The sequence below is a fragment of the Prosthecodimorpha staleyi genome, from assembly GCF_018729455.1.
In the GTDB taxonomy this organism is placed as follows: domain Bacteria; phylum Pseudomonadota; class Alphaproteobacteria; order Rhizobiales; family Ancalomicrobiaceae; genus Prosthecodimorpha; species Prosthecodimorpha staleyi.
Window position 1 is genome coordinate 459,299 of record NZ_JAHHZF010000003.1, and the last position, 22,911, is coordinate 482,209.

Below are 22,911 nucleotides of genomic sequence, written 5' to 3' on the forward strand. Positions count from 1 at the left end.
TCCGTCAGCGCTTGAAGCGATTGGGGACGAAAGGCAGGGCGGCGACGCGCGCGGCGAGCGGCTTGCCGCGCACGATCAAGGCGAGTTCCGTGCCGGGCGCAGCGAAGGCCGGCTCGACGAAGCCCATGGCGAGCGGGGCGTTCAGGCTCGGTCCGAAGCCGCCCGAGGTGACGATGCCGACCGGGCGACCGTCCGGGGCGGTGATGGCGGTGCCCTCGCGGGCCGGAGCGCGGCCCTCGGGCAGGAGGCCGACGCGGATGCGCTTCGTGCCCTCGGCGATCTCGGCGCGGATGCGCGCGAAGCCGGGGAAACCGCCGCCCTCGCGCCGGCGTTTCTGGATCGACCAGAGAAGGCCGGCTTCGATCGGGCTGACCGTCTCGTCGAGTTCGTGGCCGTAGAGGCAGAGGCCGCCCTCGAGCCGCAGGCTGTCGCGCGCGCCGAGCCCGATCGGCTTGACCGACGGATCGGCCAGCAATGCGTCCCAGAGCGCGCCGGCCTCGGCCGCCGGCACCGAGATCTCGTAGCCGTCCTCGCCGGTATAGCCCGAACGCGTGACCTCGACGGCGATGCCGGCGAGCGTCACCGCACCGACCGCCATGAAGGCCATGCCGGCAGCACTTGCGGCACCGAGCCGGACCATGACGGCTTGCGCCTCGGGGCCCTGCAGGGCGAGCAGCGCGCGCTCCGGATAGGTCTCCAGCCGCACCTGCGCCGGCAGGCGCGCGGCGATATGGGCATAATCGACCGCCTTGCGCCCCGCATTGACGACGAGACCGAGGCGGCCGTCGTCGGCCGCATCCGGGCCGCGCTGGACCATCAGGTCGTCGATGCAGCCGCCGTCGTCGTTGAGAAGCTGCGAATAGCGCTGGCGGCCGAGGCCGAGATTGAGGATGTCGGCGGGGATCAGGGCCTCGAGGGCGGCCGCGGTGGTCGCGTGGTCGGGGCCGATCAGGGCGGCCTGGCCCATATGCGACACGTCGAACAGACCCGCATGCTCGCGGGTCCATTTGTGCTCGGCGAGGATGCCGGCCGGATACTGCACCGGCATCGCATAGCCGGCGAAGGGCACCATGCGGGCGCCGAGCGCGACATGACGGTCGTGCAGGGGGGTGGCGAGGATCTCGCTCGGATCGACAGAAGGTTGGGCGGTCATTCCAGGTCCCGGACCGGCGCGTTGGGCCGCGCGGTCGAAAGCGGACCGATGCCGCCGCCAACCGTCGCGCCCCCTCTGTCCGATGACCTGAGAGATTTCCCGGCCGGCGCGCGCTCTCCAATCAGCCACGCACCCGACGGTTACTCCTTCGGTGAGCCGACGACCGGTTGCCGGCGGCTGCTTTCCAGAGTGTCGCTCGCCCCCCGCGGTCCTCGGGACCTGAGAGTTTCCGGGGCGGTTTCTCCTTCGGTGCCGGTCACCCGATGCGGACTACCGTCCACGGCGGATTTCCGGGCTCTCCCGCGGGGGCGTGGGCCTGGCGGGGTTGCCGCTCCGGCCGTCGAGTCGCGTCGTGCTCGACGGGCGAGACCTTAGGTCGGAACCGCCGGTGCGTCAATTCGCCATAGGGTCGATCTTTTCGGCAGCGGCCCGCCAAGCGCCTGAATTTGAAGCGCGCTTCGGCGAAGGCCCGGCATCGGCGGCGCCGCTTCGTCCGGACGCATCGCGCCGAAGGCGGCACGCGACCCTGTGCTGCCAGAGCTTCACCGGTCTTCCGATCGTCCGGCCCGCCCTTAGCCGGCCTTCGGCTTCTTGCCCTTCGGCGCGGGCTTTTCCGGCTTGTCGTCGAGGCCGACATAGATGGTCACGCCGGAGGTGATGTTGGCCGGCAGCGTCATCGCCTCGTCGACCGCCGACCAGAGCGCCGAATAGTCCGGCGCGCCGACATCGACCGTGACGGTGTTCAGGCGGGTGTAGAGCACCTGGTCGCCCTTGACGGCGGCGATGCGGACCGGGACCTGCACCTTGCCGGTGGCGCCCTTCGGTCCGGCGGCGACGCGTCCGGCGGCGCCGACGCGCACCGACATGGTCTCGCCGTTGATGTCGCATTCGCGCGCCACGCGCTGGACGCTGATCTGGAAGCGCAGGAAGTCGGCATTGCCCTGCTTGCCGGTCTCGTAGAGCGGCAAGGTCTCCGTGCCGCTGCGGATCTCGATCAGAGGGCAGACCGGGCGGGCCTTGATCGCCTCGCCGTCGAGCTCGGCGCCGTCGGTCTTGGTCCCGCTCAGCAGTGTCGTGCCGATCGAGTCCATCGTGCCGCCGCATCCGGCAAGGAGCAGCGCGGTCGCAAGCCCGGCGGCGATAGGCGCGAAACGGATGGGAGTCGACATCGAACCTCTCGCGGGTGGATCAGTCGCCGAGACCTATAGCCCCGCCCGGTGCAGCCGTCACGGGGGTATGGGTCTCGGAGTTCCTCGGGGCCGCCGGGCGGCCGCAGCCCGGCGGGCGCGGCGGCCGGCCCGGCGCGAAACCCGCTTGTCCCCAAGGCGTGGCGAAATCGAGGCAGCCCGCCGAAGGTGGGCAGCCGACCGCCGTGTCTCCGAGCGGGGCCGGGGTGGTGCACGGGACCGGGTTCGCGCGCCGCCCGGCACCCTTGACTTGCCGCCCCCGTCTCCCTCTATTCCGCAGAACCCGCGGTCGGGGCGCGTCCGGTCCCGACCGGCCGGGGCGCGCGCGCCCCGAAGGCCGGCCCGCGAATCGAACCACGCTCCGAGACCCATGGCCGACGCGAAACCGCCGCTCACGATCCTGCTCGCCGCGCCGCGCGGCTTCTGTGCCGGCGTCGACCGGGCGATCCAGATCGTCGAACTGGCGCTGGAGCGCTACGGCGCGCCGGTCTATGTGCGCCACGAGATCGTCCACAACCGCTACGTCGTCGACAGCCTGAAGCAGAAGGGCGCGGTCTTCGTCGAGGAACTGGACGAGATCCCCGAGACCGGCCAGCCGGTCATCTTCTCCGCCCATGGTGTGCCGAAATCCGTGCCGGCCGACGCCAGGGCGCGCAACCTCTTTCATCTCGACGCCACCTGCCCGCTGGTCACCAAGGTGCATCGCGAGGCCGAAGTCCATCACAAGCGCGGCTTCCACGTCCTGCTGATCGGCCATGCCGGCCATCCGGAGGTGATCGGCACCATGGGCCAGCTGCCGGAGGGCGCCGTCACGCTGATCGAGACGGTCGCCGACGTGGCCGCACTGGTCCCGCCGGCCGGCCGGCCGCTCGCCTATACGACCCAGACAACCCTGTCGCTCGACGACACCCATGGCATCGTCGAGGCCCTGCAGGCGCGTTTCCCGGACATCCGGGCACCCCACAAGGAAGACATCTGCTACGCCACCACCAACCGCCAGATGGCGGTCAAGCGGATCGCCCCGGACGTCGACGGGCTGGTGGTGGTCGGCGCGCCGAACTCGTCCAATTCGCAGCGCCTGCGCGAGGTCGCCGAGCGGGCCGGCTGTCCGATCGCGGTGCTGATCCAGCGCGCTACCGAACTCGACTGGACGCGCTTCGCCGGGCTGCGGCGGGTCGGCATCACGGCCGGCGCCTCGGCCCCGGATCTGCTGGTCGACGAGGTCATCGCCGCCTTCGCCGAACGCTACGCCATCACCGTCGAGACGGTGCGCACCGCCGACGAATCAATCACCTTCAACCTGCCGCGCGGCTTGCGGGAAACCGCCGAGGCGGCGTCCGAGACCGGACGCCGCCCGCTCAATCCGGCGGCCGAGTAGCGCCATGGCCGTCTATACCGAAGTTGCCGACGAGGATCTCGCGCGGTTCGTCGCCGCCTACGACATCGGCCGCGTGCTCGCCTGCAAGGGCATCGCGGAAGGCGTCGAGAACTCGAACTTCCTGCTCCATACGGAGAAGGGGTTCTACATCCTGACGCTCTACGAAAAGCGCGTCGATCCGGGCGACCTGCCCTTCTTCCTCGGCCTGATGGAGCATCTCGCCCAGGGCGGCGTGACCTGCCCGCTGCCGGTGCGCAACCGCACCGGCGCCGCGCTCGGCACGCTGGCGGGACGGCCGGCGGCGATCATCACCTTCCTGGATGGCGTCTGGGTGCGCCGGCCGACCGCCGAGCATTGCGGTGCGGTCGGCGCCGCGCTCGCCCGCTTCCATCTGGCCGGCGCCGATTTCGCCCTGACGCGCCGCAACGCGCTGACGGTCGATGCCTGGCGCCCGCTCTACGAGCGCTCCAAGCCGAAGGCCGACACGGTCTTCGCGGGTCTCGCCGGCGAGATCGAGCGCGAGCTCGATGCGCTCGAGGCCGCCTGGCCGACCGACCTGCCGCGCGGGGTGATCCATGCCGATCTCTTCCCCGACAACGTCTTCTTCCTCGAGGACCGGCTCTCCGGGCTGATCGATTTCTACTTCGCCTGCAATGACTTCCTGGCCTACGATCTGGCCGTGTGCCTGAATTCCTGGTGCTTCGAGACGGACGGCAGCTTCAACCTGACCAAGGGCCGGGCGATGCTGAACGGCTATCTCGGCCTGCGCGCGCTGAGCGACGCGGAATGCGCCGCGCTGCCGCTGCTCTGCCGCGGCTCGGCCCTGCGCTTCCTGCTGACCCGGCTCTACGACTGGCTGAACGTGCCGCCGGGCGCGCTGGTCCGGCCGAAGGACCCGCTCGAATATCTGCGCAAGCTGCGCTTCCACCGCACGGTTGCGGACCCCTCCGGCTACGGACTCGATTCATGAGCGACGAGGAGACGGCCGGCCAGGGCGTCGTGATCTACACGGACGGCGCCTGCTCGGGCAATCCGGGCCCCGGCGGCTGGGGCGCGATCCTGCGCTGGAACGGGCGCGAGAAGGAACTGAAGGGCGGCGAGGCCGACACCACCAACAATCGCATGGAGATGATGGCGGCGATCTCGGCAATCGAGGCGCTGCGCAGGCCCTGCCGGATCGACATCTACACGGACTCGGCCTATCTGCGCGGCGGCATCACCGGCTGGATCCACGGCTGGAAGCGCAACGGCTGGAAGACCGCCGACAAGAAGCCGGTCAAGAATGCCGATCTGTGGCAGCGCCTCGACGCGGCGCTCGGCAGCCACGAGATCGTCTGGCATTGGGTCAAGGGCCATGCCGGCCATCCCGAGAACGAGCGCGCCGACGCCCTCGCCCGCGAGGGCATGCGCCCCTATATGCCGGCGAGGCGACGGGCACCGGACGGCGAGCGATGAAGCGAAGCGAAATGGCAGCCATGGGCGAGGCCTCGGCGCAGTCCGGGCGGCAGCGCGCCATCCTGGTCGCCAATCCGGCCGCCGGCGGCTACAGGGCGTCCCGTATCGCCGCCGTCGCCGACGCGCTGCGGGCCCGCGGCATCGAAACCGAGACACGCCTGACCGCTGCGCCCGGCGACCTGGAGCGCATCGCCGCCGATCCCGCCACGACCGCCGACGTGATCCTGGCGGCGGGCGGCGACGGCACCATCAACGAGGCGGTGACGGGGCTGCTCGCCCGGCCTGGCGCGCGGCCGCATCTCGCGCTGGTCCCGGCCGGCACCGCCAATGTGCTCGCCTATGAACTCGGCCTCTCGGCCCGCCCGGGCCGCATCGCCGCGGCCGTCGCGACCGGCCGCACGGCGCCGCTCCATACCGGGCGGGCCAATGGCCGGGCCTTCATGCTGATGGTCTCGGCCGGTTTCGACGCCGATGTGGTGCATGCGGTCGACCCCGCCGCCAAGCGGCGCTGGAAGCAGCTGGCTTTCGTGGCGACCGCGCTCCAGCGCGGTTTCGCCAAACGAAACCAGCCCGACCTGACGGTCGTCGCCGACGGCCGCGCGATCCGCTGCCGGCTGGCCGTGGTCGCCAAGGCGATCCATTATGGCGGCCCGTTCCGGATCGCGCCCGATGCCGGGGCGACACGCCCGGGGCTGCATCTGGTCGCGCTCCTGAAGGACGATCCCTGGTCGCTGATCCGCGCCGGCGCGGCACTGATCATGGGCCGGCTCGACCGCTCGCCGATCGCCCTGGTGATCCCGGTCACCGAATGCCGCATCGATGCCGCATCGCCCGTCCCGGTCCAGATCGACGGCGAGGCCTTCGGCTTCACCCCGGTCGCGGTCGAGACGGTCTCGGAAGTGCTGCGCGTGGTGGTGCCGGAGGCCGGCCGGCGGGGCTGACGGCCGGAGAGGGCCGCGCGACCGTGCTTCTTCGTGCGCCGTCCTTTGCCGCGGGCCGCGGCTCGGCTACATTGCGGCAACACGCAACCTGCAGGAGGCCGCAGCCCATGACCGGTCGAGCCATCGCCACCGCCCTTCTGGCCGCGATCGCCGCCGGGCCGGCCCTCGCCGCCTCCAAGACGATCGATTATGGCTATGGCGCCTGCTCTTACAAGCTGCGCTTCGACCCCGCCAAGGTCAACGAAGCCCAGCTGCGCGACACGCTCCGCCTGCTATTCGATGCCCCGGTTCCCGACCTCTTCAACCAGCCCGAGCCGGCCAGGCTCCAACAGCAGATCGCCGCCACCGAGCAGAGCTGCAAGTCCAAGCTCGACGAGATCGGCCGCCTGAAACTTCTCGCCGTCCCGGGGGTCGAGGCTGCGCGCGACCAGTTGCGCGCGGAGACCGAGCTCTCCTGCCGAATGAGCCTGGCTGAACTGCGCGGCTTCACCGATCCGACGCAGCTGAACGGCTTCACGGCCGAACCGAAATGCACCTTCTATATCGACGCCTTGGCGGGCCGGGTGCCGAAGGCCAAGGCGCTGGAAACGCTCTCGGCCGCCTCCTGCGCCGACAACGCTTCGCCGGCCCGCTGCCGCAAGGAGTTCACCGACCGCGCCGGCGACGATGCGAAATACCGGATCGATCTCCTGAGCTACGGCTGGCGAAACTGCGTCCTGCACGCGCCAGACCAGCCCTCTTCCGATGGCAACGCAGCCCGCAACGAACTCGGCGAGAAACTGATCGCCCGCTACAAGATCAAGGAATCCTGCGAGGACTGACGGCAGCGCGGGTCGGGCCACACGTCCGGGCCGATCGCGGCGGCGCGAAAGCCGCCGTAAGGGCACGCCCCCGGCGGAACACGAAGTCCGGCCGGGAGCGCACAGGAATCGGGATCAGAGCTGCTGCAGCAGGCGGGCGGCGCCGGAGGCATCGGCCGTGCCGGGGCTGTCCTCGATGTTGAGGGCGGTCACGACGCCGTCGTCGACGATCATCGAAAAGCGCTTGGAGCGCAGGCCCATCACACCGAGTTCGATGTCGAGACCGAGCTTCTTGGTGAAGTCGGCATTGCCGTCGGCCAGGAACAGGATCTTGTCCTTCGCCCCGGTATGGCGCGCCCAGGCGGCCATGACGAAGGGATCGTTGACGGCGACCACCGCGACCTCGTCGATGCCCTTGGCCTTGAAGTGATCGAGATTGTCGAGGAAGCCCGGCAGATGGTTCATCGAGCAGGTCGGCGTGAAGGCGCCCGGCACGCCGAACAGGACGACCTTGCGGCCCTTGAAGATCTCGTCGCTGGTGCGGTCGACCGCGCCCTCGTCGGTCATGATGCGGAACTTGGCTGCGGGCAGCGCCGAGCCGACGGCGATGGTCATGCGGATGGTCCCCCTGATGTTGTTCGTGCGCGCGCAAGCAGGCGCGCATGCTGACTTAGGGCGCTGTGCCGGTGGCGTCGAGTGCAGACCGGCGCTGCATGTCGCGCGGGGCGCGCGCGGTCAATCCAGCCGCCAGGCCTGTTCGACGGCGCGATCCGGCGTCACCACGGTGAAGCGCAAGGCGGCCTCCTTCGGCGAAGCGCCGGGCGGCAGGCCTTCGAGGGCGACACGCCAGCGGGTCCGGCCGCCCTCGCGACCAAGCCGGACCGGCAGCGGCAGCGCCCAGCCCTCCGGGCCTTCGGCGAACAGATCCTGCTGTTCCTCCGGCCGGTCGCTGACGACGGTCACGACCAGGGTCTCGGGACCGTTCCCGGTCTTGGGTGCCGCCTCGCGTGCGACCGACGCCACCGCAAGCGGCGCCGTCGCTTCGATGCGGACCGGTACCTGCCGCAGCGCTTCCTCGATCGCTGCGACCTCGCCGGGAGCCGGTCGGGCCTTGGGATCGATCCGCGCCTCCACCTCGGCCTCCACCGGCAGGCAGATGTCGCGGCAGACGCCGATCATCACCTTGGCGACCAGACGCGCCGGAAGGCCGGGATCGGCCAGGCGAACGGCCAGCGGCAACACGACCGGCGCGGTATAGCCGACACTCTGGCCGTGTCCTTCGCCGAAGCGCTCCGGCGCCGGAAAGGCGATCTCGACGCCGGCAATGTTCTGCGAGGCGCCGGTCTCGATCGTCGGCGGAATGCCGGCATCGCCGGGCGAGCGCCAATAGGTCTTCCAGCCCGGCAGCAGGGCGATCTCCAGCCCCATTTGGGCCGAACCACCGTGAATGGGGCCGGTCAGGAGGCGGATTTCGGCACCGTTCAGTGCCTCGTTCCCGGCCCGCGCCGGCACGGTGGCGAATAGCAGGGAAAGGAGTCCGGCCAGGATCGCGGTCTTCATGGATCGGTCTTACGCAATGATTTCGCCCCTGTCGCGGCCCCACCGCTCATAATCACGTGAGACCCATCGGCGCGGCCCGCGATTGCCGTGGGGACCGGCTCTGCTATTCTTGCTGCAGGAGAGGCGCCCGCCGGGAACCGCAACGGGACCGTCGTGCCGGGTGCCGAGGCATTGGAACCGGCGCCGCCGCGGGCGGGGGATCCGGTTCGCGAAACGAGGGTGCAAGCATGGCCTCCGCAATCCGGAGGGAATATCTGGACGGACAGATCCTGATCGCCATGCCGGGCATGGACGATCAGCGCTTCTCTCGTGCCCTGGTCTATATGTGCGCCCACTCCTCGGAGGGCGCGATGGGCATCATCCTCAACCAGCTCGCCCCGCCACCGGTCAATTTCGGCGAACTCCTCGTGCAGCTCGACGTGATTCCCGCGGCCGACCAGATCCGGTTGCCGGCACTCGCCCGGCGCATGCGCGTGCATCACGGTGGCCCGGTCGAGACCGGCCGCGGCTTCGTTCTGCATTCGGCCGACTACTTCATCGAGAACGCGACCCTGACGATCGACGACGCCGTTTCGCTGACCACGACGCTCGAGATCCTGAAGGCCATCGCGGAAGGCCGAGGGCCTTCGGACGCCATGCTGGCGCTCGGCTATGCCGGCTGGCAGCCCGGCCAGTTGGAGACCGAGATCCAGTCCAATGTCTGGCTGAACTGCGATGCCGACGCCGACCTGATCTTCGATCTCGATCTGGAAACCAAATACGACCGCGCCCTGCGCAAGATCGGCATCGATATCGGCATGCTGTCGCGCGAAGCCGGCCACGCCTGAGGCGACTGAGGCAGAGTGGCCGCCCCGCTGCCCCTGGGCCAGGCACGCCATCTCGGCTGACGGTCCCACGCGGCCGGCTAGGTCAAGCCGGGCGGTCAGGGACAGGCCCGGCGGCGGTCAATACAGCGTCTGCCGGTAGCGCTCGAGCATTTCCGCCTGGGTCTCGGCCGTGGCGAGCCCGATCTGGTCGCGCATCATCTCGCCCATGGAGGGCAGCGTCGCCCGGTCGATCTGGACCGCCGGGTCCCACAGCCGCGAGCGCATCAGCGCCTTGGCGCAATGCAGATAGGCCTCGCGGACGGCGACCCGCAGGACCGTCTTCGGCAGGCGGCCGTCGATGGCGAAGCGGGCGGTCAGGTCCGGATCGTCGTGGATCTCGGCCGTGCCGTTGACCCGCAAGGTCTCGTCCATGCCGGGGATCAGGAACAGGATCCCGATACCCGGATGGGCGAGGATGTTGGTCAGGCTGTCGAGCCGGTTGTTACCCGGCCGGTCCGGGATCAGCAGCGTGCGGTCGTCCTCGATCGTCACGAAACCCGGCGCGTCGCCGCGCGGGGTCACGTCGCCGAGGCCGTCCGGCCCGGTCGTCGCCAGAACCATGAAGGGCGACAGGCCGATCAGCCGGCGGCAATGCGCGTCGAGCCGGTCGAGCTGCTTCTTCGCGCTGCGCTCGCGGGTCGGCCCGTAGAGGGCGCGAAGGCTGTCGACGGACGTGATGCGAGACATGGCGATCCCAAGAGGTTCGAACGGATGGCGAAACGGCAGCGGCCGGACCCGGGCCGCCATCCCAGCCAATTCCGGCGCGGGCGTCGATCCGCCCCGCCTGCAGATCAGGGCAGCGATTCGAAGCCCGGGCCGAAGCCGGCGAGGCTGATCGGGATGCCGATGCCCTCCTCGGGGGTCTGGAAGACGATGAAGGTCGCCTGCTTGCCGGTGCGCAACTGCTCGACCAGCTTGTCGTCCATCAGGACCTCCGCGATGCAGCCGTTCGGCAGGCAGCGGACGAAGGCGGTGCGGCCGACATCGACCTGGTCGACCTTGAGGCCGAGCCCGGACGGCAGCAGGACGCCGAGCGGTGCCAGGACGCGCAGGATGCGCGACTTCTTGTCGGCCGTCTTCAACACGATCACCGACAGGCCGACATTCGGCCGGTCCTCGGCGGTTACGTTCTGGATCAGAGCGCATTGCTCAGACTTGGAGCCAGGCGGCGTATCGCAGCGGATCTGCCAGTCCCCATGCTGACCCTTGACGGCGCCCTGGGCGGCGGCCGGCACGCTCCAGCCGGCGGCCCCGAGCAGCAGCGCGGCGACGGCAAGCGCGCGGCGCATCGGCGCGGTCCGGGCGGATCGGCCAGAGACGTTCGACCGAACTTCGATCACGGAATTCCCTCCAATCTTGCCGGCATCCCGGGATGCCGCGCCGCATCCCGGCGGTCCGGTCGATCCGGTGCCTTCCGATGCCGCCGATTCTTGCGGCGTCGCACAGCCGTCCGCGCCGAAGATTCGCAATGGTCGCCAAATTGCCTCAGTGCGCCCGGCTTGGCCAGATTGCGAATGGCAGGCCCTTTCACTAGGTACTTTCGACTAGGGACATTCCCGGATTCCGCGCTGCGGCGTACGGGAAACTGGCTACGGACCAAGGCTTTTTCGTGAGGCGGCGCCGGACGCTAGGCTGTCCGAAGCAAAAATGCCGCACGATTACGCCGGCCGACCCGTTGCGGGGCGGGGCTGGCTGTGCTTTTGGTTTTCGTGCCTTGATCTCGATCAAACCGGCATCGACAAAATGACGCAGTGCAACCGAATTTGCGCCGCATCGCACTGTCGACCGGGGGCCGCCGGAGAGCCCCGGCAGCGCGGGGTCGGCACGGGGTGATCCCGAAGGCGGGCGGGCAGGCTCACGGAGAGCGCAAGACCGGACAGAACCGGGCTTGCCGCACGAGCCGAACGACAGAACAGGAATTCGACCGCCGGAAGGCTGGTCAAGGGCAAGGAGCTGAGACGTGATCCGACATGTGATGCGGCAGAGCGCATGGACCCTGGCCGTGATGGCCGGCCTCGCGATCGCGGCGATCTTCGGTACCGGGGCGGCGCTGGCGGCGCAGCCGGTGCCGTGGCAGATGGGGCTGCAGCCCGCCGCAACGGACGTTCACGCCGATATTCGCGCCTTCGAGAGCTTCACACTGGTGATCATCACGGTGATCACGCTCTTCGTGCTGGCGCTGCTGATCTACGTGATGGTCAAGTTCAACGCCAAGGCCAACCCGGTCCCGTCGAAGACCTCGCACAACACGCTGATCGAGGTCATCTGGACGGTCGCACCGGTCATGATCCTGGTCCTGATCGCGATCCCGTCCTTCCGGCTGCTCTACAAGGAGCTGATCATTCCGCCGGTCGACATCACCGTGAAGGCGACCGGCTACCAGTGGTACTGGGGTTACGAGTATCCCGACCTGAAGGACGCCAAGAACAGGCCGGTCTCGTTCGATTCGGTCATGCTCGGCGATGCCGACCGCAAGGATCCGGTCAAGCAGCCGCGCCTGCTGGCGGTCGACAACAATCTGGTCGTGCCGGTCGGCAAGGTCGTCCGCGTCCAGGTCACTGCCGCCGACGTGATCCACGCCCTCGCGGTGCCGGCCTTCGGCATCAAGATCGACGGCTATCCGGGCCGCCTCAACGAGACGTGGTTCAAGGCCAACCAGACCGGCATGTTCTACGGCCAGTGCTCGGAACTGTGCGGCAAGGACCACTCCGCGATGCCGATCGCCGTCCAGGTCGTGACCGAGCAGCAGTATGCCGCCTGGTCGACGGCCGCGCAGAAGAGCCTCTCGGACGCCAACAAGGTTCTGGCGGCCATGATCGAGGCTGACGAGAAGACCACCGCGGTGGCTCAGCGCTGAGCCGGCATCGATAACGGGACGAGGACGGCGGCGCCGAAGCAGCGGACGCCCCGTGCGAAGAGGATCAAGGAGCGAAACCAATGGCTCATGCAGCCGCGGACGCGGGCCACCACGATCACCCGACCGGGTGGCGCCGCTATCTCTACTCGACGAACCACAAGGATATCGGGACCCTGTACCTGATTTTCGCCATGATCGCAGGCGTGATCGGTCTCTCCCTGTCCGTGGCGATCCGCATGGAATTGCAGTCGCCGCATATCCAGATCTTCTCCGATCCGCACACCTTCAACGTGTTCACGACCGCCCACGGCCTGATCATGATCTTCTTCATGGTCATGCCGGCGATGATCGGCGGCTACGCGAACTGGTTCGTCCCGATCATGATCGGCGCCCCCGACATGGCCTTCCCGCGGATGAACAACATCTCCTTCTGGCTGCTTCCGCCGGCTTTCCTGCTCCTCGTGCTCAGCATGTTCGTCGAGGGCCCGGCCGGCAGCAACGGCGTCGGCGGCGGCTGGACGATCTATCCGCCGCTCTCGACCTCCGGCCAGCCCGGCCCGGCGATGGATTTCGCGATCCTCTCGCTGCACATTGCCGGCGCCTCGTCGATCCTCGGCGCGATCAACTTCATCACCACGATCTTCAACATGCGCGCCCCGGGCATGACGCTGCACAAGATGCCGCTGTTCGCCTGGTCGGTGCTGATCACCGCCTTCCTGCTGCTCCTGTCGCTCCCGGTGCTGGCCGGCGGCATCACCATGCTGCTGACCGATCGCAACTTCGGCACGACCTTCTTCGACCCGCAGGGCGGCGGCGACCCGATCCTGTTCCAGCATCTGTTCTGGTTCTTCGGGCATCCGGAAGTCTACATCCTGATCCTGCCGGGCTTCGGCATCGTCAGCCACATCGTGTCGACCTTCTCGCGCAAGCCGGTCTTCGGCTATCTCGGCATGGCCTACGCCATGGTGGCGATCGGCGCCGTCGGCTTCATCGTGTGGGCGCACCACATGTACACGGTCGGTCTGTCGGTCGACACGCAGGCCTACTTCGTGGCGGCCACCATGGTCATCGCGGTGCCGACCGGGGTGAAGATCTTCTCGTGGATCGCCACCATGTGGGGCGGCTCGATCGAGTTCCGCGTTCCCATGCTGTGGGCCGTCGGCTTCATCTTCCTGTTCACCGTCGGCGGCGTCACCGGCGTGCAGCTGGCCAATGCCGGCCTGGACCGCGCCCTGCACGACACCTACTACGTGGTCGCGCACTTCCACTACGTGCTGTCGCTCGGCGCCGTCTTCGCCATCTTCGCGGCCTGGTACTACTGGTTCCCGAAGATCAGCGGCTACATGATGAGCGAGACCATCGGCAAGGTGCACTTCTGGCTCACCTTCGTCGGCGTCAACCTCGTCTTCTTCCCGCAGCACTTCCTGGGTCTGGCCGGCATGCCGCGCCGCTACGTCGACTATCCGGATGCCTTCGCGGGCTGGAACATGGTGTCGTCGATCGGTTCCTACATCTCCGCGTTCGGCACGCTGGTGTTCTTCTTCGGCATCTTCGAGGCCTTCTCGAAGAAGCGCGTCGCCGGCAACAACCCCTGGGGCGTCGGCGCCACCACGCTGGAATGGACGCTGACCTCGCCGCCGCCGTTCCATCAGTTCGAGACGCTGCCCCGCATCAAGGGCGACGCCCACTGAGACCGAACCGGCCGGCCGGGCCTTTCGCGGCCCGGCCGGCCTGCCGCACCGGCGCGCCCCGCAGCCCAATCGGCGCGGCGCCTTGAAGATCGGAACGAATCCCGGCCGGCCATCGGGTCGAGGCCAGGCTGGAGGGATCGGGAATGACCGACTGGTCGAGCACGTCGCAGGAAGCCCCGGGCTTCACCCCGGTATCCATCGCATCGATTTCGATGGCGGGGCCGCACGACTATTTCGAGCTGATGAAGCCGCGGGTCATGTCGCTCGTGGTGTTCACCGCGCTGGTCGGCATGGTGCTGGCCCCCGGCGGCCTGCATCCCGTGCTCGCCGCCATCTCGCTCTTGTGCATCGCCGTCGGCGCCGGCGCCTCCGGCGCGCTCAACATGTGGTACGACGCCGATATCGACCGTCTGATGTCGCGCACCCGCGGCCGGCCCGTGCCGTCCGGCCGGGTCACCGCCGAGGAGGCGCTGGCCTTCGGCGCGACCATGTCGGTCTTCTCGGTGCTGGTGCTCGCCGTGACGGCCAATTTCCTGGCTGCCGGCCTGCTCGCCTTCACCATCCTCTTCTATGTCGTCGTCTACACGATGTGGCTGAAGCGCTCGACGCCGCAGAACATCGTCATCGGCGGCGCCGCCGGCGCCTTCCCGCCGATGGTCGGCTGGGCCGCCATGACCGGCTCGATCTCGATCGAATCGATCGTCCTGTTCCTGATCATCTTCATGTGGACGCCGCCCCATTTCTGGGCGCTGGCGCTGCTGAAATCGAACGACTACGCCACCGCCGGCGTGCCGATGCTGCCGGTCGTCGCCGGCGAGACCGCGACCCGCCACCAGATCCTGATCTATGCCGTGCTGATGGCGCTGGTCGGCGTGGCGCCGGCCGTGCTCGGCTTCGGCGGCCTCGCCTACGCGCTCGTCTCGAGCGTGAGCGGACTGGTTTTCGTCTGGCTGGCGGCCCGCGTCTGGCGCATCCGCGAAGGGGCCCCGGCGCGCAAGGCGGCCGGTCGTCTGTTCGCCTTCTCCATCCTGTATCTGTTCCTGCTCTACGCGGTGCTCCTGGTCGAACGCATCGCCGGCGCGATCATCGGCTAGACGGCGGGAGCGGATCATGAGCGGTGCAGTGATGGGCGAGAACGACAAGATCGAACTGGACGGCGTCAAGCTGACCGAAGCGCAGCAGAAGCGGCGGCGGCAGCGCAATGTCGCGATCGCCGCGGTGCTCGTGTCGCTCGTCGTGATCTTCTATGTGGTGACCATCCTCAAGATGGGTCCCGGCATTCTGGCGAGGCCACTCTAGATGGCGACGGGCGAACACCTCCAGTCCCGGCATGACGGCGCCAATCGCCGGGTGGCGATCGCCTGCGCGGCGCTCGTCGCCGGCATGACCGGCGCGGCTTTCGCGGCGGTGCCGTTCTACGAATGGTTCTGCAAGACCACCGGCTATGGCGGCACGCCGCTGACCGCGTCGTCGGCGCCCGATCACGTCATCGAGCGCAGCTTCGAGATCCGGTTCGACGCCAACGTCAACGGTCTGCCCTGGCGCTTCGCGCCGGAGACGCCGAGCGTGACGGTCAAGGCCGGCGCGGTCGAGACCGTCAACTACGTGATCGAGAACACCAGCGACCGCGAGACCTTCGGGCTCGCCGCCTACAACGTGACGCCGGATCTCGCCGGCGGCTACTTCACCAAGATGATCTGCTTCTGCTTCACCGAGCAGAAGCTCGCAGCCGGCGAGAAGCTCGTCGTGCCGGTGACGTTCTATGTCGATCCTCAGATCGACGGCGACAAGGACCTCGCCATGCTGAAGACGATCACGCTGTCCTACACCTTCTTCCCGGCGAAGCCGAATACGTCCAAGCCGGTTGTCGGTGCCCTTTCGGGATCGACGCCGGAAAAGCTCTGAACCGCTGCCGACCATCAGGAATGACGGGGGAACCCATGGCCGAGGCCCATACCAAGAACCACGATTACCACCTCGTCGACCCGAGCCCCTGGCCGCTGGTCGCCTCCGTCGGCGCCTTCGTGATGGCGCTCGGCGCGATCGGCCTGTTCCGCTGGCTGAAGGCGGAAAGCGTCACCCTGCTCGGCATCAACATCGCCAATCCGTGGATCTTCGCGATCGGCCTGATCCTGGTGCTCTACACCATGTATGCCTGGTGGGCGGACGTGGTGAAGGAGGCCCATCAGGGCCATCACACCCGCGTCGTCGCGCTGCACCTGCGCTACGGCATGATCATGTTCATCGCCTCCGAGGTGATGTTCTTCGTTGCCTGGTTCTGGGCCTATTTCGACGCCTCGCTGTTCGCCCATGAGGCCAAGCAGTTCGCCCGGGTCACCGCGACGGGCGGCGTCTGGCCGCCGCACGGCATCGAGACCTTCAATCCCTGGCACCTGCCGCTCCTCAACACGCTGATCCTGCTGACCTCCGGCACCACCGTGACCTGGGCCCATCACGCCCTGCTGCACAATGACCGCCAGGGCCTCAAGGCCGGCCTGTGGCTGACCGTGATCCTCGGCGCGATCTTCACCGTCTGCCAGGTCTACGAGTACAGCCACGCCCATTTCGGCTTCTCGGGCAACATCTACGGCGCCACCTTCTTCATGGCGACCGGCTTCCACGGCTTCCACGTCCTGGTCGGCACCATCTTCCTGGCGGTCTGCCTGATCCGTGCCTATCTCGGCCACTTCACCCCGAAGCAGCATTTCGGCTTCGAGGCGGCGGCCTGGTACTGGCACTTCGTCGACGTGGTCTGGCTGTTCCTGTTCGCCTGCATCTATGTCTGGGGCGCCGGCGCCGCGGCCCACTGATCCGGTTCGCGGATCGCCATCGATCGATCTTCGCACCCGGGCGGACCCTCCGCCCGGGTGATTTCTTTAGAGGCCTGCCCGATCCGGGTCGGTCCGCAACGATCCGCCCTCCCCTGCCGGACGGAAAGGGAGTATGTCGGCGCCAGCGCCGCACCCGGCGGCGGGCCGCTGCAGCAAGGAGCCGCGCATGAGCTACCACTATCCGCCGCTCTCGCCCTTCTCGACCGGGCTGCGCTGCCGATGCCCGCGCTGCGGCCAGGGCAAGCTGTTCAGCGGCTTCCTCGATACCGCGCCGGCCTGTACGGTCTGCGGCCAGGACTACAAATTCATCGATGCCGGCGACGGACCCGCCGTCTTCGTCATCCTGATCGTCGGCTTCATCGTGGTCGGCGCGGCCCTGGTGGTCGAGGTCAAGTACCAGCCTCCGATGTGGGTGCACATGTCGATCTGGATGCCGCTGATCCTGATCCTGTCGCTCGGCATGCTGCGCCCGTTGAAGGCGCTCCTGATCGCACTGCAATATGTCAACAAGGCCCGCGAAGGCCGGCTCGCCGACGACTGATCGCGCCCCCTGAAGCCGGCCGGCCGCGCCGCGGGACTGCCGCGGCGCTTGTCTGTGCCGGCCATGCGCCTCAGACCAGGCCCAATGCAGGAATGCCGATGTCCCGTCTCCGCCTCGTGCTCTGGCCGACCGTTGCCGCCGCTTTCGTGTTTGCGATCCTGATCGCACTCGGCAACTGGCAGATGGACCGGCTGGCCTGGAAGGAGGCGCTGATGGCGCGGGTCAAGGCGCGCATCGCGCTGCCCGCCGAGAACCTGCCGCCGGAACCGGTCTGGCCCGCGATCGACGCGGACGCCAAGGACTATGCCGCCGCGCGCGTCACCGGGCGCTTCCTGAACGACAAGGAGGTCCACGTCTTCCACACCCTGGTCAATCCGAAGGGCCGCCTCTCGGGACAGGGCTATTTCGTGGTGACGCCGCTCCTGCGCGACGACGGCAGCGTGATCATCGTCAATCGCGGCTTCGTGCCGCTCGACCGCAAGGCGCCGGCCAGCCGGCCCGGCAGCCAGATCGACGGCGAGACCACCGTCGAAGGCCTGCTGCGCCGGCCGGAAGGCAGCAACCTGTTCACACCGGCGAATGACCGCGCCGGCAATGTCTGGTTCACCCGCGACGCCCGCGAGATCGCGCATGCCGCCGGTCTGGACCCGGCCCGCACCTTTCCGCTGACCCTCGATGCGGGCGCTGCGCAGACCCCGCCCGGCGGCCTGCCGCAGGCGGGCGAGACGCTCGTCACCTTCACCAACAACCACTGGCAATATGCGCTGACCTGGTACGGCCTCGCGGCGACGCTCGCCGGCGTCTGGTTCGCCTTCGTGATCGGCCGCTTGCGGCGGAACCCCGCCGGCGCCTGAGACGCCGCCCCGCCCGTTCTGCGCGACGGGACTATCGGGCCGGACGGTGCCGTCGGGCAGGACCGGCCCGCCGGTCGGGTCGAATACGGATGACCGGGTTTGGGACGATGACGCCCATGCTCCTGTCATGCTCTGCAGGGATGCTGATGCATCTTCGTTCGAGCCAGGCGACCCCATGCCGCGCAAGTCCACCTCCGCATCCTCCGCCGCCCCCTCCCCTGCCGCATCGCCATCCGCGCCGACCGCGCCGGTTCCGTCGGGCGCCCTCTCCGGCCTGCTCGACGACGTCCTGGCCCTGCGCGGTCGGGTTCTGGAGGAGGCAGCGGGCCTGATCGGACGCTTCGCCGGATCGGCCGCGGCGAACGACCCCGGCGTCGTCAACCTCGCCCACTATCTGGCCGTCCGTCATCACGACCTGCGCGACCTGCAGCGCCGTTTGATGCGGCACGGCCTGTCGTCGCTCGGCCGCATGGAGGGTCGCGTGCTGCCGACTCTCGATGCGGTGGTGTGCGCGCTCGCGGCCCTGGCCGGGCGCCCCGCGCCGGTGGAGGAGCCGACCGAGGCCACGTTCTTCGCCGGCGAGACGCAGCTCGCCGCCCACACCGAGGCCCTGCTCGGAGCGCCGCGCGCGCATCGGCGCGGGCGGATCATGGTCACCCTGCCGAGCGAGGCCGCCGCGGACGGTGCCCTGATCGAGCGGCTGGTCGCCAGTGGCATGGACGTGGCACGCATCAACTGTGCCCATGACGATCCGGAGACCTGGCGCCGGATGGCCGGGCATGTCCGCGCCGCCGCCGCCCGCAGCGGCCGCGCCCTGCCGATCCTGATGGATATCGCCGGCCCCAAGATCCGCACCGGCGCGGTCGCGGTGCACGACAAGGGCCGGCTCGTGCCCGGCTCGAATTTCGTCCTGATCGCCGAGGGCATTCCGGAGGCGAACAAGCACGAGCCCTTCGTGGCGGCGGTCTCGCTGCCGGAGATCGTCCGCCGGCTCGCCGTCGGCGACCGGGTCCGCTACGACGACGGCAAGGTCGAGGCGGTGGTCGAGGCCGTCTCGGGCGACCGCGCGCGCCTGCATGTGCTGCGCGCCAAGACCGGCGGCGCCAAGCTGAAGCCCGAGAAGGGTCTCAATCTGCCCGACACCGCGCTCGGCCTGTCGCCCCTGACCGACAAGGACGAGGCCGACCTCGAAGCCGTGATCGCGATCGCCGACATGATCGGCTATTCCTTCGTCAGCCACGCCGCCGATATCGACCTGCTCGAGGACATGCTGGCGGCCCGCAACGCCAGCGCCAAGCCGCTCGGCCTGATCGCCAAGATCGAGCGGCCCGAGGCCGTGGCCAACCTGCCTTCGCTGATCGCGCGCGCAAGCGGCCGCCGGCCCTTCGGCATCATGATCGCGCGCGGCGACCTGGCCGCGGAGATCGGCTTCGAGCGGCTGGCCGAGATGCAGGAGGAGATCCTCTGGCTCTGCGAGGCCGCCCGGGTGCCGGCCATCTGGGCGACCCAGGTCCTTGAGGATCTGGTCAAGGACGGCGTGCCGTCGCGCGGCGAGATGACCGATGCCGCCATGGCGGCCCGCGCCGAATGCGTCATGCTGAACAAGGGGCCGGAGGTGGTCGCGGCCGTCGAACTGCTCGACCGCCTGATCGGCCGCATGGGCGATCATTTCACCAAGAAGACCCCGACGATGCGGGCCTTGAAAAGCTGGTAGCCGGTCGCCGGTCGCCGACACCCCCGCAACCGTGAAGGCGCCCCGTTCCGGCCCCGCGGGGGCCGGTCGCGCGGGCTTTCCTGCGCGACCGCTTCGGACGGGACGGGACGGCCCGGATGCGCGCTACTGCGCGGCGACGCGCTGCCGACGGTCGAGCAGGCGGCGGACCTCTTCGGGCGGGATCGGCTGGCCGTAGTGAAAGCCCTGGGCATAGTCGCAGCCGAGCAGCTTCAGCTCCTTGGCCTGCTCCTCGGTCTCCACCCCTTCGGCGACGACGCTCATGCCGAGGTCGCGGCCGAGGCCGACGATGGTCTTCAGGAGCAGCGGCCGTTCCTTGCCGTCGCCGCGCACGAAGGACTGGTCGATCTTGATCGTGTCGAACGGGAAGCGCTGCAGATAGGACAGCGACGAGTAGCCGGTGCCGAAGTCGTCGAGTGCCAGGCTGGCGCCGAGCTCCTTGATCCGGATCAGTACCTTGGCGGTGTATTCCGGATTCTCCATGACGAGGCTTTCGGTCACCTCGATCTTGAGCGAGCCGCGCGCGAGATCGACGCGCGACATGACCGACTTCACGTCGTTGATCAGATCGTGGCGGATCAGTTGCCGGCTCGACACGTTGACGCTGGCGAAGAGCGGCGGGTCCTGCTCGAATTCCTCCTGCCACTGCGACAGCTGCCGGGCGGTCTTGTCGAGCACGAACAGGCCGAGCGGGATGATCAGGCCGGTGCGTTCGGCGATCGAGATGAACTCCTGCGGCGGCACGCGGCCGCGCTTGGGATGGTCCCAGCGCACCAGCGCTTCGAAGCCGGCGATGCGGTTCTCGGCGATCGACAGGATCGGCTGGTAGAGGATGCGGATCTCCTCCTTCTCGATCGCCTTGCGCAGATCCGCCTCCATGGTCAGCGCATCGCCGCCATGGGTGCGGAGCGAGGGGCGGAAGGCTTCGAGCCGGTCGCCGCCAAGCCGCTTGGCATGGTGCATGGCGATCTCGGCATCCTTGACCAGTTCATCCTCCTTGCGGCTCTGGCCGTCATAGACGGCGATGCCGATCGAGGCGGTCAGGAAGATCTCGCGCTCGCCGAAGGTGATCGGCGCCCGGATGGCGCGGCGGATCGAATCGGCGAAGGCGGCAACCCGCTCGGGGTCCTGCTCGGAGATCAGCACGATCCCGAACTGGTCGCCGGAGATGCGCGCCAGGCTGTCCTGCGGCTTGAGCTGGCGGGCGAGCCGCCGGGCGATCGTGAGCAGCATGGAATCGCCGACCGACAGGCCGAGGCTGTCGTTGACCTGCTTGAAGCGGTCGATGTCGAGCACCAGGATCGACGGCCGGCCGGTGCCGTCGGCGCGCGAGCGGGCCAGCGCCGCGATGATGCGATCGAGGAACAGTTCGCGGTTCGGCAGGCCGGTCAGGTTGTCGTGGACGGCGTCGTGCAGCAGCCGTTCCTCGGTGGTGCGCGCATCGGTCACGTCGAGCAGCGTGCCGACGCAGCGGCCGACCTCGCCGTCGCCGCCGAGCACGGGGCGGGCGCGCAACTGGAACCAGCGGAAATGGCCATCCTCGCAACGCAGCCGGAAGGCCAGCGAGACGCGGCCGCGGCGCTGCTCGACGACGGCGTCGAGCGTCGTGCGGAAACGGTCGCGATCCTGCGGATGCAGGATTTCGAGCCAGCCGCGCGCGGGTCCCTCCAGCGTGCCGGGCTCGACGCCCAGGATGTCCTCGGTCTCCGGGCTGGTCCAGATGTGGTCGCGCGCGACATCCCAGTCCCAGATCATGTCGCCGGAGCCGACCAGCGCCAGCGCCCGGCGCTCGACGTCGCCGATCACGCCCGGCCCCATGGCGGCGCCCGTGAAGGCATGCTGCATGACCGTGAAGCCGATCAGCATCACGATCAGCACCAGACCGCCGGCCAACGCCGGCTGCACGACATCGTTGACGAGGCTGCCCGACACGGTCAGGCCGGCGGCGATCAGCCAGAAGATCAGCAGGATCCAGGTCGGGATCAGCATGAAGGCACGGTCGAAGCCGTGCGCCGCCATATAGGCGATCAGGCCGGCGCCGACCACCGCGACGATGGCGAGCGCGAGCCGGGCGATCGAGGCGGCCAGCACCGGATCGATCACCGCGACGCCGACCAGGCCGAGCAGGATCACGATCGAGGCGGCCGCGACGTGGCTGTAGCTGACATGCCAGCGATTGAGATTCAGATAGCCGTACAGGAACAGCACCAGGGTGGTGGCGATCATCACCTCCGCGCTCGCCCGATAGGCCTGATCGGACCCCGGAGGGACCCGGAACACCTTGCCCCAGAAGCCGAAATCGATGCACAGATAGGCCAGCACCGCCCAGGCGAGGCCGGCCGTGGCCGGGAACATGATGGTGCCGCGGACCACGAACAGGATGGTCAGGAACAGCGCGAGCAGGCCGGAAATGCCGAGAATGATGCCGCGATAGAGCGTGAAGGCGTTGACGGTATCCTTGTAGGCGTCCGGCTGCCACAAGAGGAGCCGCGGCAGGCTGGAGGTCTTCATTTCCACGATGAAGGTCACCACCGTGCGCGGATCGAGCGTGATCTGAAAGACGTCCGCCTCGTTGGAGGCCTGCCGTTCCGGCGCGAAGCCCTGGCTGGTCGAAATGCTGACGATCCGGCTCGAACCGAGATCGGGCGAGACGAGGCCGGAGCCGGCCAGCCGGAAGAAGGGCGCGACCAGGAGCCGGTCGATCTGCTCGTCGGAATTGTTGCGCAGCGCAAAGACGAACCAGTCGGTGTCGGAGGCGCCCTGGCGCGAGGAGCGCACCTCGATGCGGCGCACGATGCCGTCGGGTCCCGGCGCGGTCGAAACCTGCAGGCGGTCGCCGGCGTCCATGCGGAACTCGACCAGCCCGGTAATGTCCAGTGCCGGCTTGTCCCCCGCCACGTCGATCGGCTCCAACGCCCATGCCGGAGCGGTCCCGGCTATCCCGGCCACCGCCAGGACCAGCCAGACCAGGGCACGGATGACGACGCCCAGAACCGGACCGCTCGTGCGGATGCCGCTCTCTCGCGTCGCCTCAGTCGCGCACGTTGAAAACACTCGAACTCCCG

The 22,911-nt window shown here is 68.8% G+C and carries 22 protein-coding genes and 1 riboswitch; of the genes, 15 read left to right on the plus strand and 7 right to left on the minus strand.

What is annotated here, in order from left to right:
* Positions 1-4: 4 nt before the first annotated feature.
* Positions 5-1,153, minus strand: a complete 1,149-nt coding sequence (gene gcvT / locus KL771_RS08100; RefSeq protein ID WP_261968035.1) for a glycine cleavage system aminomethyltransferase GcvT — start codon at positions 1,151-1,153, stop codon at positions 5-7.
* Positions 1,154-1,349: 196 nt separating this feature from the next.
* Positions 1,350-1,466, minus strand: a riboswitch (glycine riboswitch).
* Between the two features lie 259 nt (positions 1,467-1,725).
* Positions 1,726-2,322 carry a hypothetical protein gene (locus tag KL771_RS08105; RefSeq protein WP_261968036.1) on the minus strand — a complete coding sequence of 199 codons (597 nt, stop codon included), beginning with the start codon at positions 2,320-2,322 and terminating at the stop codon, positions 1,726-1,728.
* A 388-nt stretch (positions 2,323-2,710) separates the two neighbouring features.
* Here KL771_RS08105 and ispH point away from each other — a divergent pair, with 388 nt between their 5' ends.
* The 5 genes from ispH (at position 2,711) to KL771_RS08130 (ending at position 6,935) form a co-directional block, all read left to right on the plus strand.
* Positions 2,711-3,718 (plus strand): 4-hydroxy-3-methylbut-2-enyl diphosphate reductase, encoded by a 1,008-nt coding sequence (ispH, locus tag KL771_RS08110; protein ID WP_261968037.1) that lies wholly within the window; start codon positions 2,711-2,713, stop codon positions 3,716-3,718.
* A 4-nt stretch (positions 3,719-3,722) separates the two neighbouring features.
* On the plus strand, positions 3,723-4,688 hold the full coding sequence (locus tag KL771_RS08115; protein WP_261968038.1) for a homoserine kinase: 966 nt from the start codon (positions 3,723-3,725) through the stop codon (positions 4,686-4,688).
* Positions 4,685-5,173 carry a ribonuclease HI gene (rnhA, locus tag KL771_RS08120; protein WP_261968039.1) on the plus strand — a complete coding sequence of 163 codons (489 nt, stop codon included), beginning with the start codon at positions 4,685-4,687 and terminating at the stop codon, positions 5,171-5,173. The genes KL771_RS08115 and rnhA overlap by 4 nt, the downstream gene beginning before the upstream one ends.
* Positions 5,170-6,114, plus strand: a complete 945-nt coding sequence (locus KL771_RS08125) for a diacylglycerol/lipid kinase family protein (protein ID WP_261968040.1) — start codon at positions 5,170-5,172, stop codon at positions 6,112-6,114. Before rnhA ends, KL771_RS08125 begins: the two co-directional genes overlap by 4 nt.
* A gap of 107 nt (positions 6,115-6,221) precedes the next feature.
* Positions 6,222-6,935 (plus strand): hypothetical protein, encoded by a 714-nt coding sequence (locus tag KL771_RS08130; RefSeq protein ID WP_261968041.1) that lies wholly within the window; start codon positions 6,222-6,224, stop codon positions 6,933-6,935.
* Between the two features lie 114 nt (positions 6,936-7,049).
* On the opposite strand, the gene KL771_RS08135 is transcribed toward KL771_RS08130, so the two are convergent.
* Both KL771_RS08135 and KL771_RS08140 read right to left on the minus strand, forming a co-directional pair.
* Entirely contained in the window at positions 7,050-7,529 is a 480-nt protein-coding gene (locus KL771_RS08135) for a peroxiredoxin (RefSeq protein WP_261968042.1), read from the minus strand.
* A 120-nt stretch (positions 7,530-7,649) separates the two neighbouring features.
* On the minus strand, positions 7,650-8,474 hold the full coding sequence (locus KL771_RS08140) for a protein-disulfide reductase DsbD domain-containing protein (RefSeq protein ID WP_261968043.1): 825 nt from the start codon (positions 8,472-8,474) through the stop codon (positions 7,650-7,652).
* 227 nt (positions 8,475-8,701) lie between these two features.
* Between KL771_RS08140 and KL771_RS08145 the strand changes: the two genes are divergently transcribed.
* On the plus strand, positions 8,702-9,301 hold the full coding sequence (locus KL771_RS08145) for a YqgE/AlgH family protein (protein WP_261968044.1): 600 nt from the start codon (positions 8,702-8,704) through the stop codon (positions 9,299-9,301).
* Positions 9,302-9,418: 117 nt separating this feature from the next.
* Here KL771_RS08145 and KL771_RS08150 read toward each other — a convergent pair whose 3' ends face one another.
* Positions 9,419-10,027: a pyridoxamine 5'-phosphate oxidase family protein gene (locus KL771_RS08150; RefSeq protein WP_261968045.1), complete on the minus strand. Its 609-nt coding sequence runs from the start codon at positions 10,025-10,027 to the stop codon at positions 9,419-9,421.
* Positions 10,028-10,131: 104 nt separating this feature from the next.
* Positions 10,132-10,629 carry an invasion associated locus B family protein gene (locus KL771_RS08155; RefSeq protein WP_261968046.1) on the minus strand — a complete coding sequence of 166 codons (498 nt, stop codon included), beginning with the start codon at positions 10,627-10,629 and terminating at the stop codon, positions 10,132-10,134.
* 686 nt (positions 10,630-11,315) lie between these two features.
* Here KL771_RS08155 and coxB point away from each other — a divergent pair.
* The 9 genes from coxB (at position 11,316) to KL771_RS08200 (ending at position 19,828) form a co-directional block, all read left to right on the plus strand.
* Positions 11,316-12,197 (plus strand): cytochrome c oxidase subunit II, encoded by an 882-nt coding sequence (gene coxB, locus KL771_RS08160; protein ID WP_390866564.1) that lies wholly within the window; start codon positions 11,316-11,318, stop codon positions 12,195-12,197.
* An 80-nt stretch (positions 12,198-12,277) separates the two neighbouring features.
* Complete coding sequence (gene ctaD, locus KL771_RS08165) at positions 12,278-13,888, plus strand: cytochrome c oxidase subunit I (RefSeq protein ID WP_261968047.1); 1,611 nt, start codon at positions 12,278-12,280, stop codon at positions 13,886-13,888.
* Between the two features lie 212 nt (positions 13,889-14,100).
* The gene (locus tag KL771_RS08170) at positions 14,101-14,982 is read left to right on the plus strand and encodes a heme o synthase (protein ID WP_261968094.1); all 882 of its coding nucleotides are present in this window, start codon (positions 14,101-14,103) and stop codon (positions 14,980-14,982) included.
* 16 nt (positions 14,983-14,998) lie between these two features.
* Positions 14,999-15,187, plus strand: a complete 189-nt coding sequence (locus KL771_RS08175) for a hypothetical protein (protein WP_140939921.1) — start codon at positions 14,999-15,001, stop codon at positions 15,185-15,187.
* Positions 15,188-15,793 (plus strand): cytochrome c oxidase assembly protein, encoded by a 606-nt coding sequence (locus tag KL771_RS08180; protein ID WP_261968048.1) that lies wholly within the window; start codon positions 15,188-15,190, stop codon positions 15,791-15,793.
* Between the two features lie 35 nt (positions 15,794-15,828).
* Complete coding sequence (locus KL771_RS08185; protein ID WP_261968049.1) at positions 15,829-16,698, plus strand: cytochrome c oxidase subunit 3; 870 nt, start codon at positions 15,829-15,831, stop codon at positions 16,696-16,698.
* Positions 16,699-16,885: 187 nt separating this feature from the next.
* Positions 16,886-17,260, plus strand: coding sequence for a DUF983 domain-containing protein (locus tag KL771_RS08190; protein WP_261968050.1), 375 nt, complete (start codon positions 16,886-16,888; stop codon positions 17,258-17,260).
* Between the two features lie 98 nt (positions 17,261-17,358).
* Entirely contained in the window at positions 17,359-18,114 is a 756-nt protein-coding gene (locus tag KL771_RS08195; protein WP_261968051.1) for an SURF1 family protein, read from the plus strand.
* A gap of 175 nt (positions 18,115-18,289) precedes the next feature.
* Positions 18,290-19,828 carry a pyruvate kinase gene (locus KL771_RS08200; RefSeq protein ID WP_261968052.1) on the plus strand — a complete coding sequence of 513 codons (1,539 nt, stop codon included), beginning with the start codon at positions 18,290-18,292 and terminating at the stop codon, positions 19,826-19,828.
* Between the two features lie 123 nt (positions 19,829-19,951).
* Here the strand turns inward: KL771_RS08200 and KL771_RS08205 are convergent, their stop codons facing one another.
* Positions 19,952-22,837, minus strand: coding sequence for an EAL domain-containing protein (locus tag KL771_RS08205; RefSeq protein ID WP_390866565.1), 2,886 nt, complete (start codon positions 22,835-22,837; stop codon positions 19,952-19,954).
* Positions 22,838-22,911 lie beyond the last annotated feature (74 nt).

What these genes read in the sequence shown, in the direction of transcription:
- KL771_RS08200 (WP_261968052.1), top strand. Translation starts at nt 18,290, where the DNA reads ATGCCGCGCAAGTCCACCTCCGCATCCTCCGCCGCCCCCTCCCCTGCC.
- KL771_RS08130 (WP_261968041.1), top strand. Translation starts at nt 6,222, where the DNA reads ATGACCGGTCGAGCCATCGCCACCGCCCTTCTGGCCGCGATCGCCGCC.
- ctaD (WP_261968047.1), top strand. Translation starts at nt 12,278, where the DNA reads ATGGCTCATGCAGCCGCGGACGCGGGCCACCACGATCACCCGACCGGG.
- KL771_RS08115 (WP_261968038.1), top strand. Translation starts at nt 3,723, where the DNA reads ATGGCCGTCTATACCGAAGTTGCCGACGAGGATCTCGCGCGGTTCGTC.
- KL771_RS08145 (WP_261968044.1), top strand. Translation starts at nt 8,702, where the DNA reads ATGGCCTCCGCAATCCGGAGGGAATATCTGGACGGACAGATCCTGATC.
- coxB (WP_390866564.1), top strand. Translation starts at nt 11,316, where the DNA reads ATGCGGCAGAGCGCATGGACCCTGGCCGTGATGGCCGGCCTCGCGATC.
- ispH (WP_261968037.1), top strand. Translation starts at nt 2,711, where the DNA reads ATGGCCGACGCGAAACCGCCGCTCACGATCCTGCTCGCCGCGCCGCGC.
- KL771_RS08105 (WP_261968036.1), bottom strand. Translation starts at nt 2,322, where the DNA reads ATGTCGACTCCCATCCGTTTCGCGCCTATCGCCGCCGGGCTTGCGACC.
- KL771_RS08175 (WP_140939921.1), top strand. Translation starts at nt 14,999, where the DNA reads ATGAGCGGTGCAGTGATGGGCGAGAACGACAAGATCGAACTGGACGGC.
- KL771_RS08150 (WP_261968045.1), bottom strand. Translation starts at nt 10,027, where the DNA reads ATGTCTCGCATCACGTCCGTCGACAGCCTTCGCGCCCTCTACGGGCCG.
- KL771_RS08155 (WP_261968046.1), bottom strand. Translation starts at nt 10,629, where the DNA reads ATGCGCCGCGCGCTTGCCGTCGCCGCGCTGCTGCTCGGGGCCGCCGGC.
- KL771_RS08135 (WP_261968042.1), bottom strand. Translation starts at nt 7,529, where the DNA reads ATGACCATCGCCGTCGGCTCGGCGCTGCCCGCAGCCAAGTTCCGCATC.
- KL771_RS08190 (WP_261968050.1), top strand. Translation starts at nt 16,886, where the DNA reads ATGAGCTACCACTATCCGCCGCTCTCGCCCTTCTCGACCGGGCTGCGC.
- KL771_RS08140 (WP_261968043.1), bottom strand. Translation starts at nt 8,474, where the DNA reads ATGAAGACCGCGATCCTGGCCGGACTCCTTTCCCTGCTATTCGCCACC.
- KL771_RS08185 (WP_261968049.1), top strand. Translation starts at nt 15,829, where the DNA reads ATGGCCGAGGCCCATACCAAGAACCACGATTACCACCTCGTCGACCCG.
- KL771_RS08180 (WP_261968048.1), top strand. Translation starts at nt 15,188, where the DNA reads ATGGCGACGGGCGAACACCTCCAGTCCCGGCATGACGGCGCCAATCGC.
- KL771_RS08125 (WP_261968040.1), top strand. Translation starts at nt 5,170, where the DNA reads ATGAAGCGAAGCGAAATGGCAGCCATGGGCGAGGCCTCGGCGCAGTCC.
- gcvT (WP_261968035.1), bottom strand. Translation starts at nt 1,153, where the DNA reads ATGACCGCCCAACCTTCTGTCGATCCGAGCGAGATCCTCGCCACCCCC.
- KL771_RS08170 (WP_261968094.1), top strand. Translation starts at nt 14,101, where the DNA reads ATGGCGGGGCCGCACGACTATTTCGAGCTGATGAAGCCGCGGGTCATG.
- rnhA (WP_261968039.1), top strand. Translation starts at nt 4,685, where the DNA reads ATGAGCGACGAGGAGACGGCCGGCCAGGGCGTCGTGATCTACACGGAC.
- KL771_RS08195 (WP_261968051.1), top strand. Translation starts at nt 17,359, where the DNA reads ATGTCCCGTCTCCGCCTCGTGCTCTGGCCGACCGTTGCCGCCGCTTTC.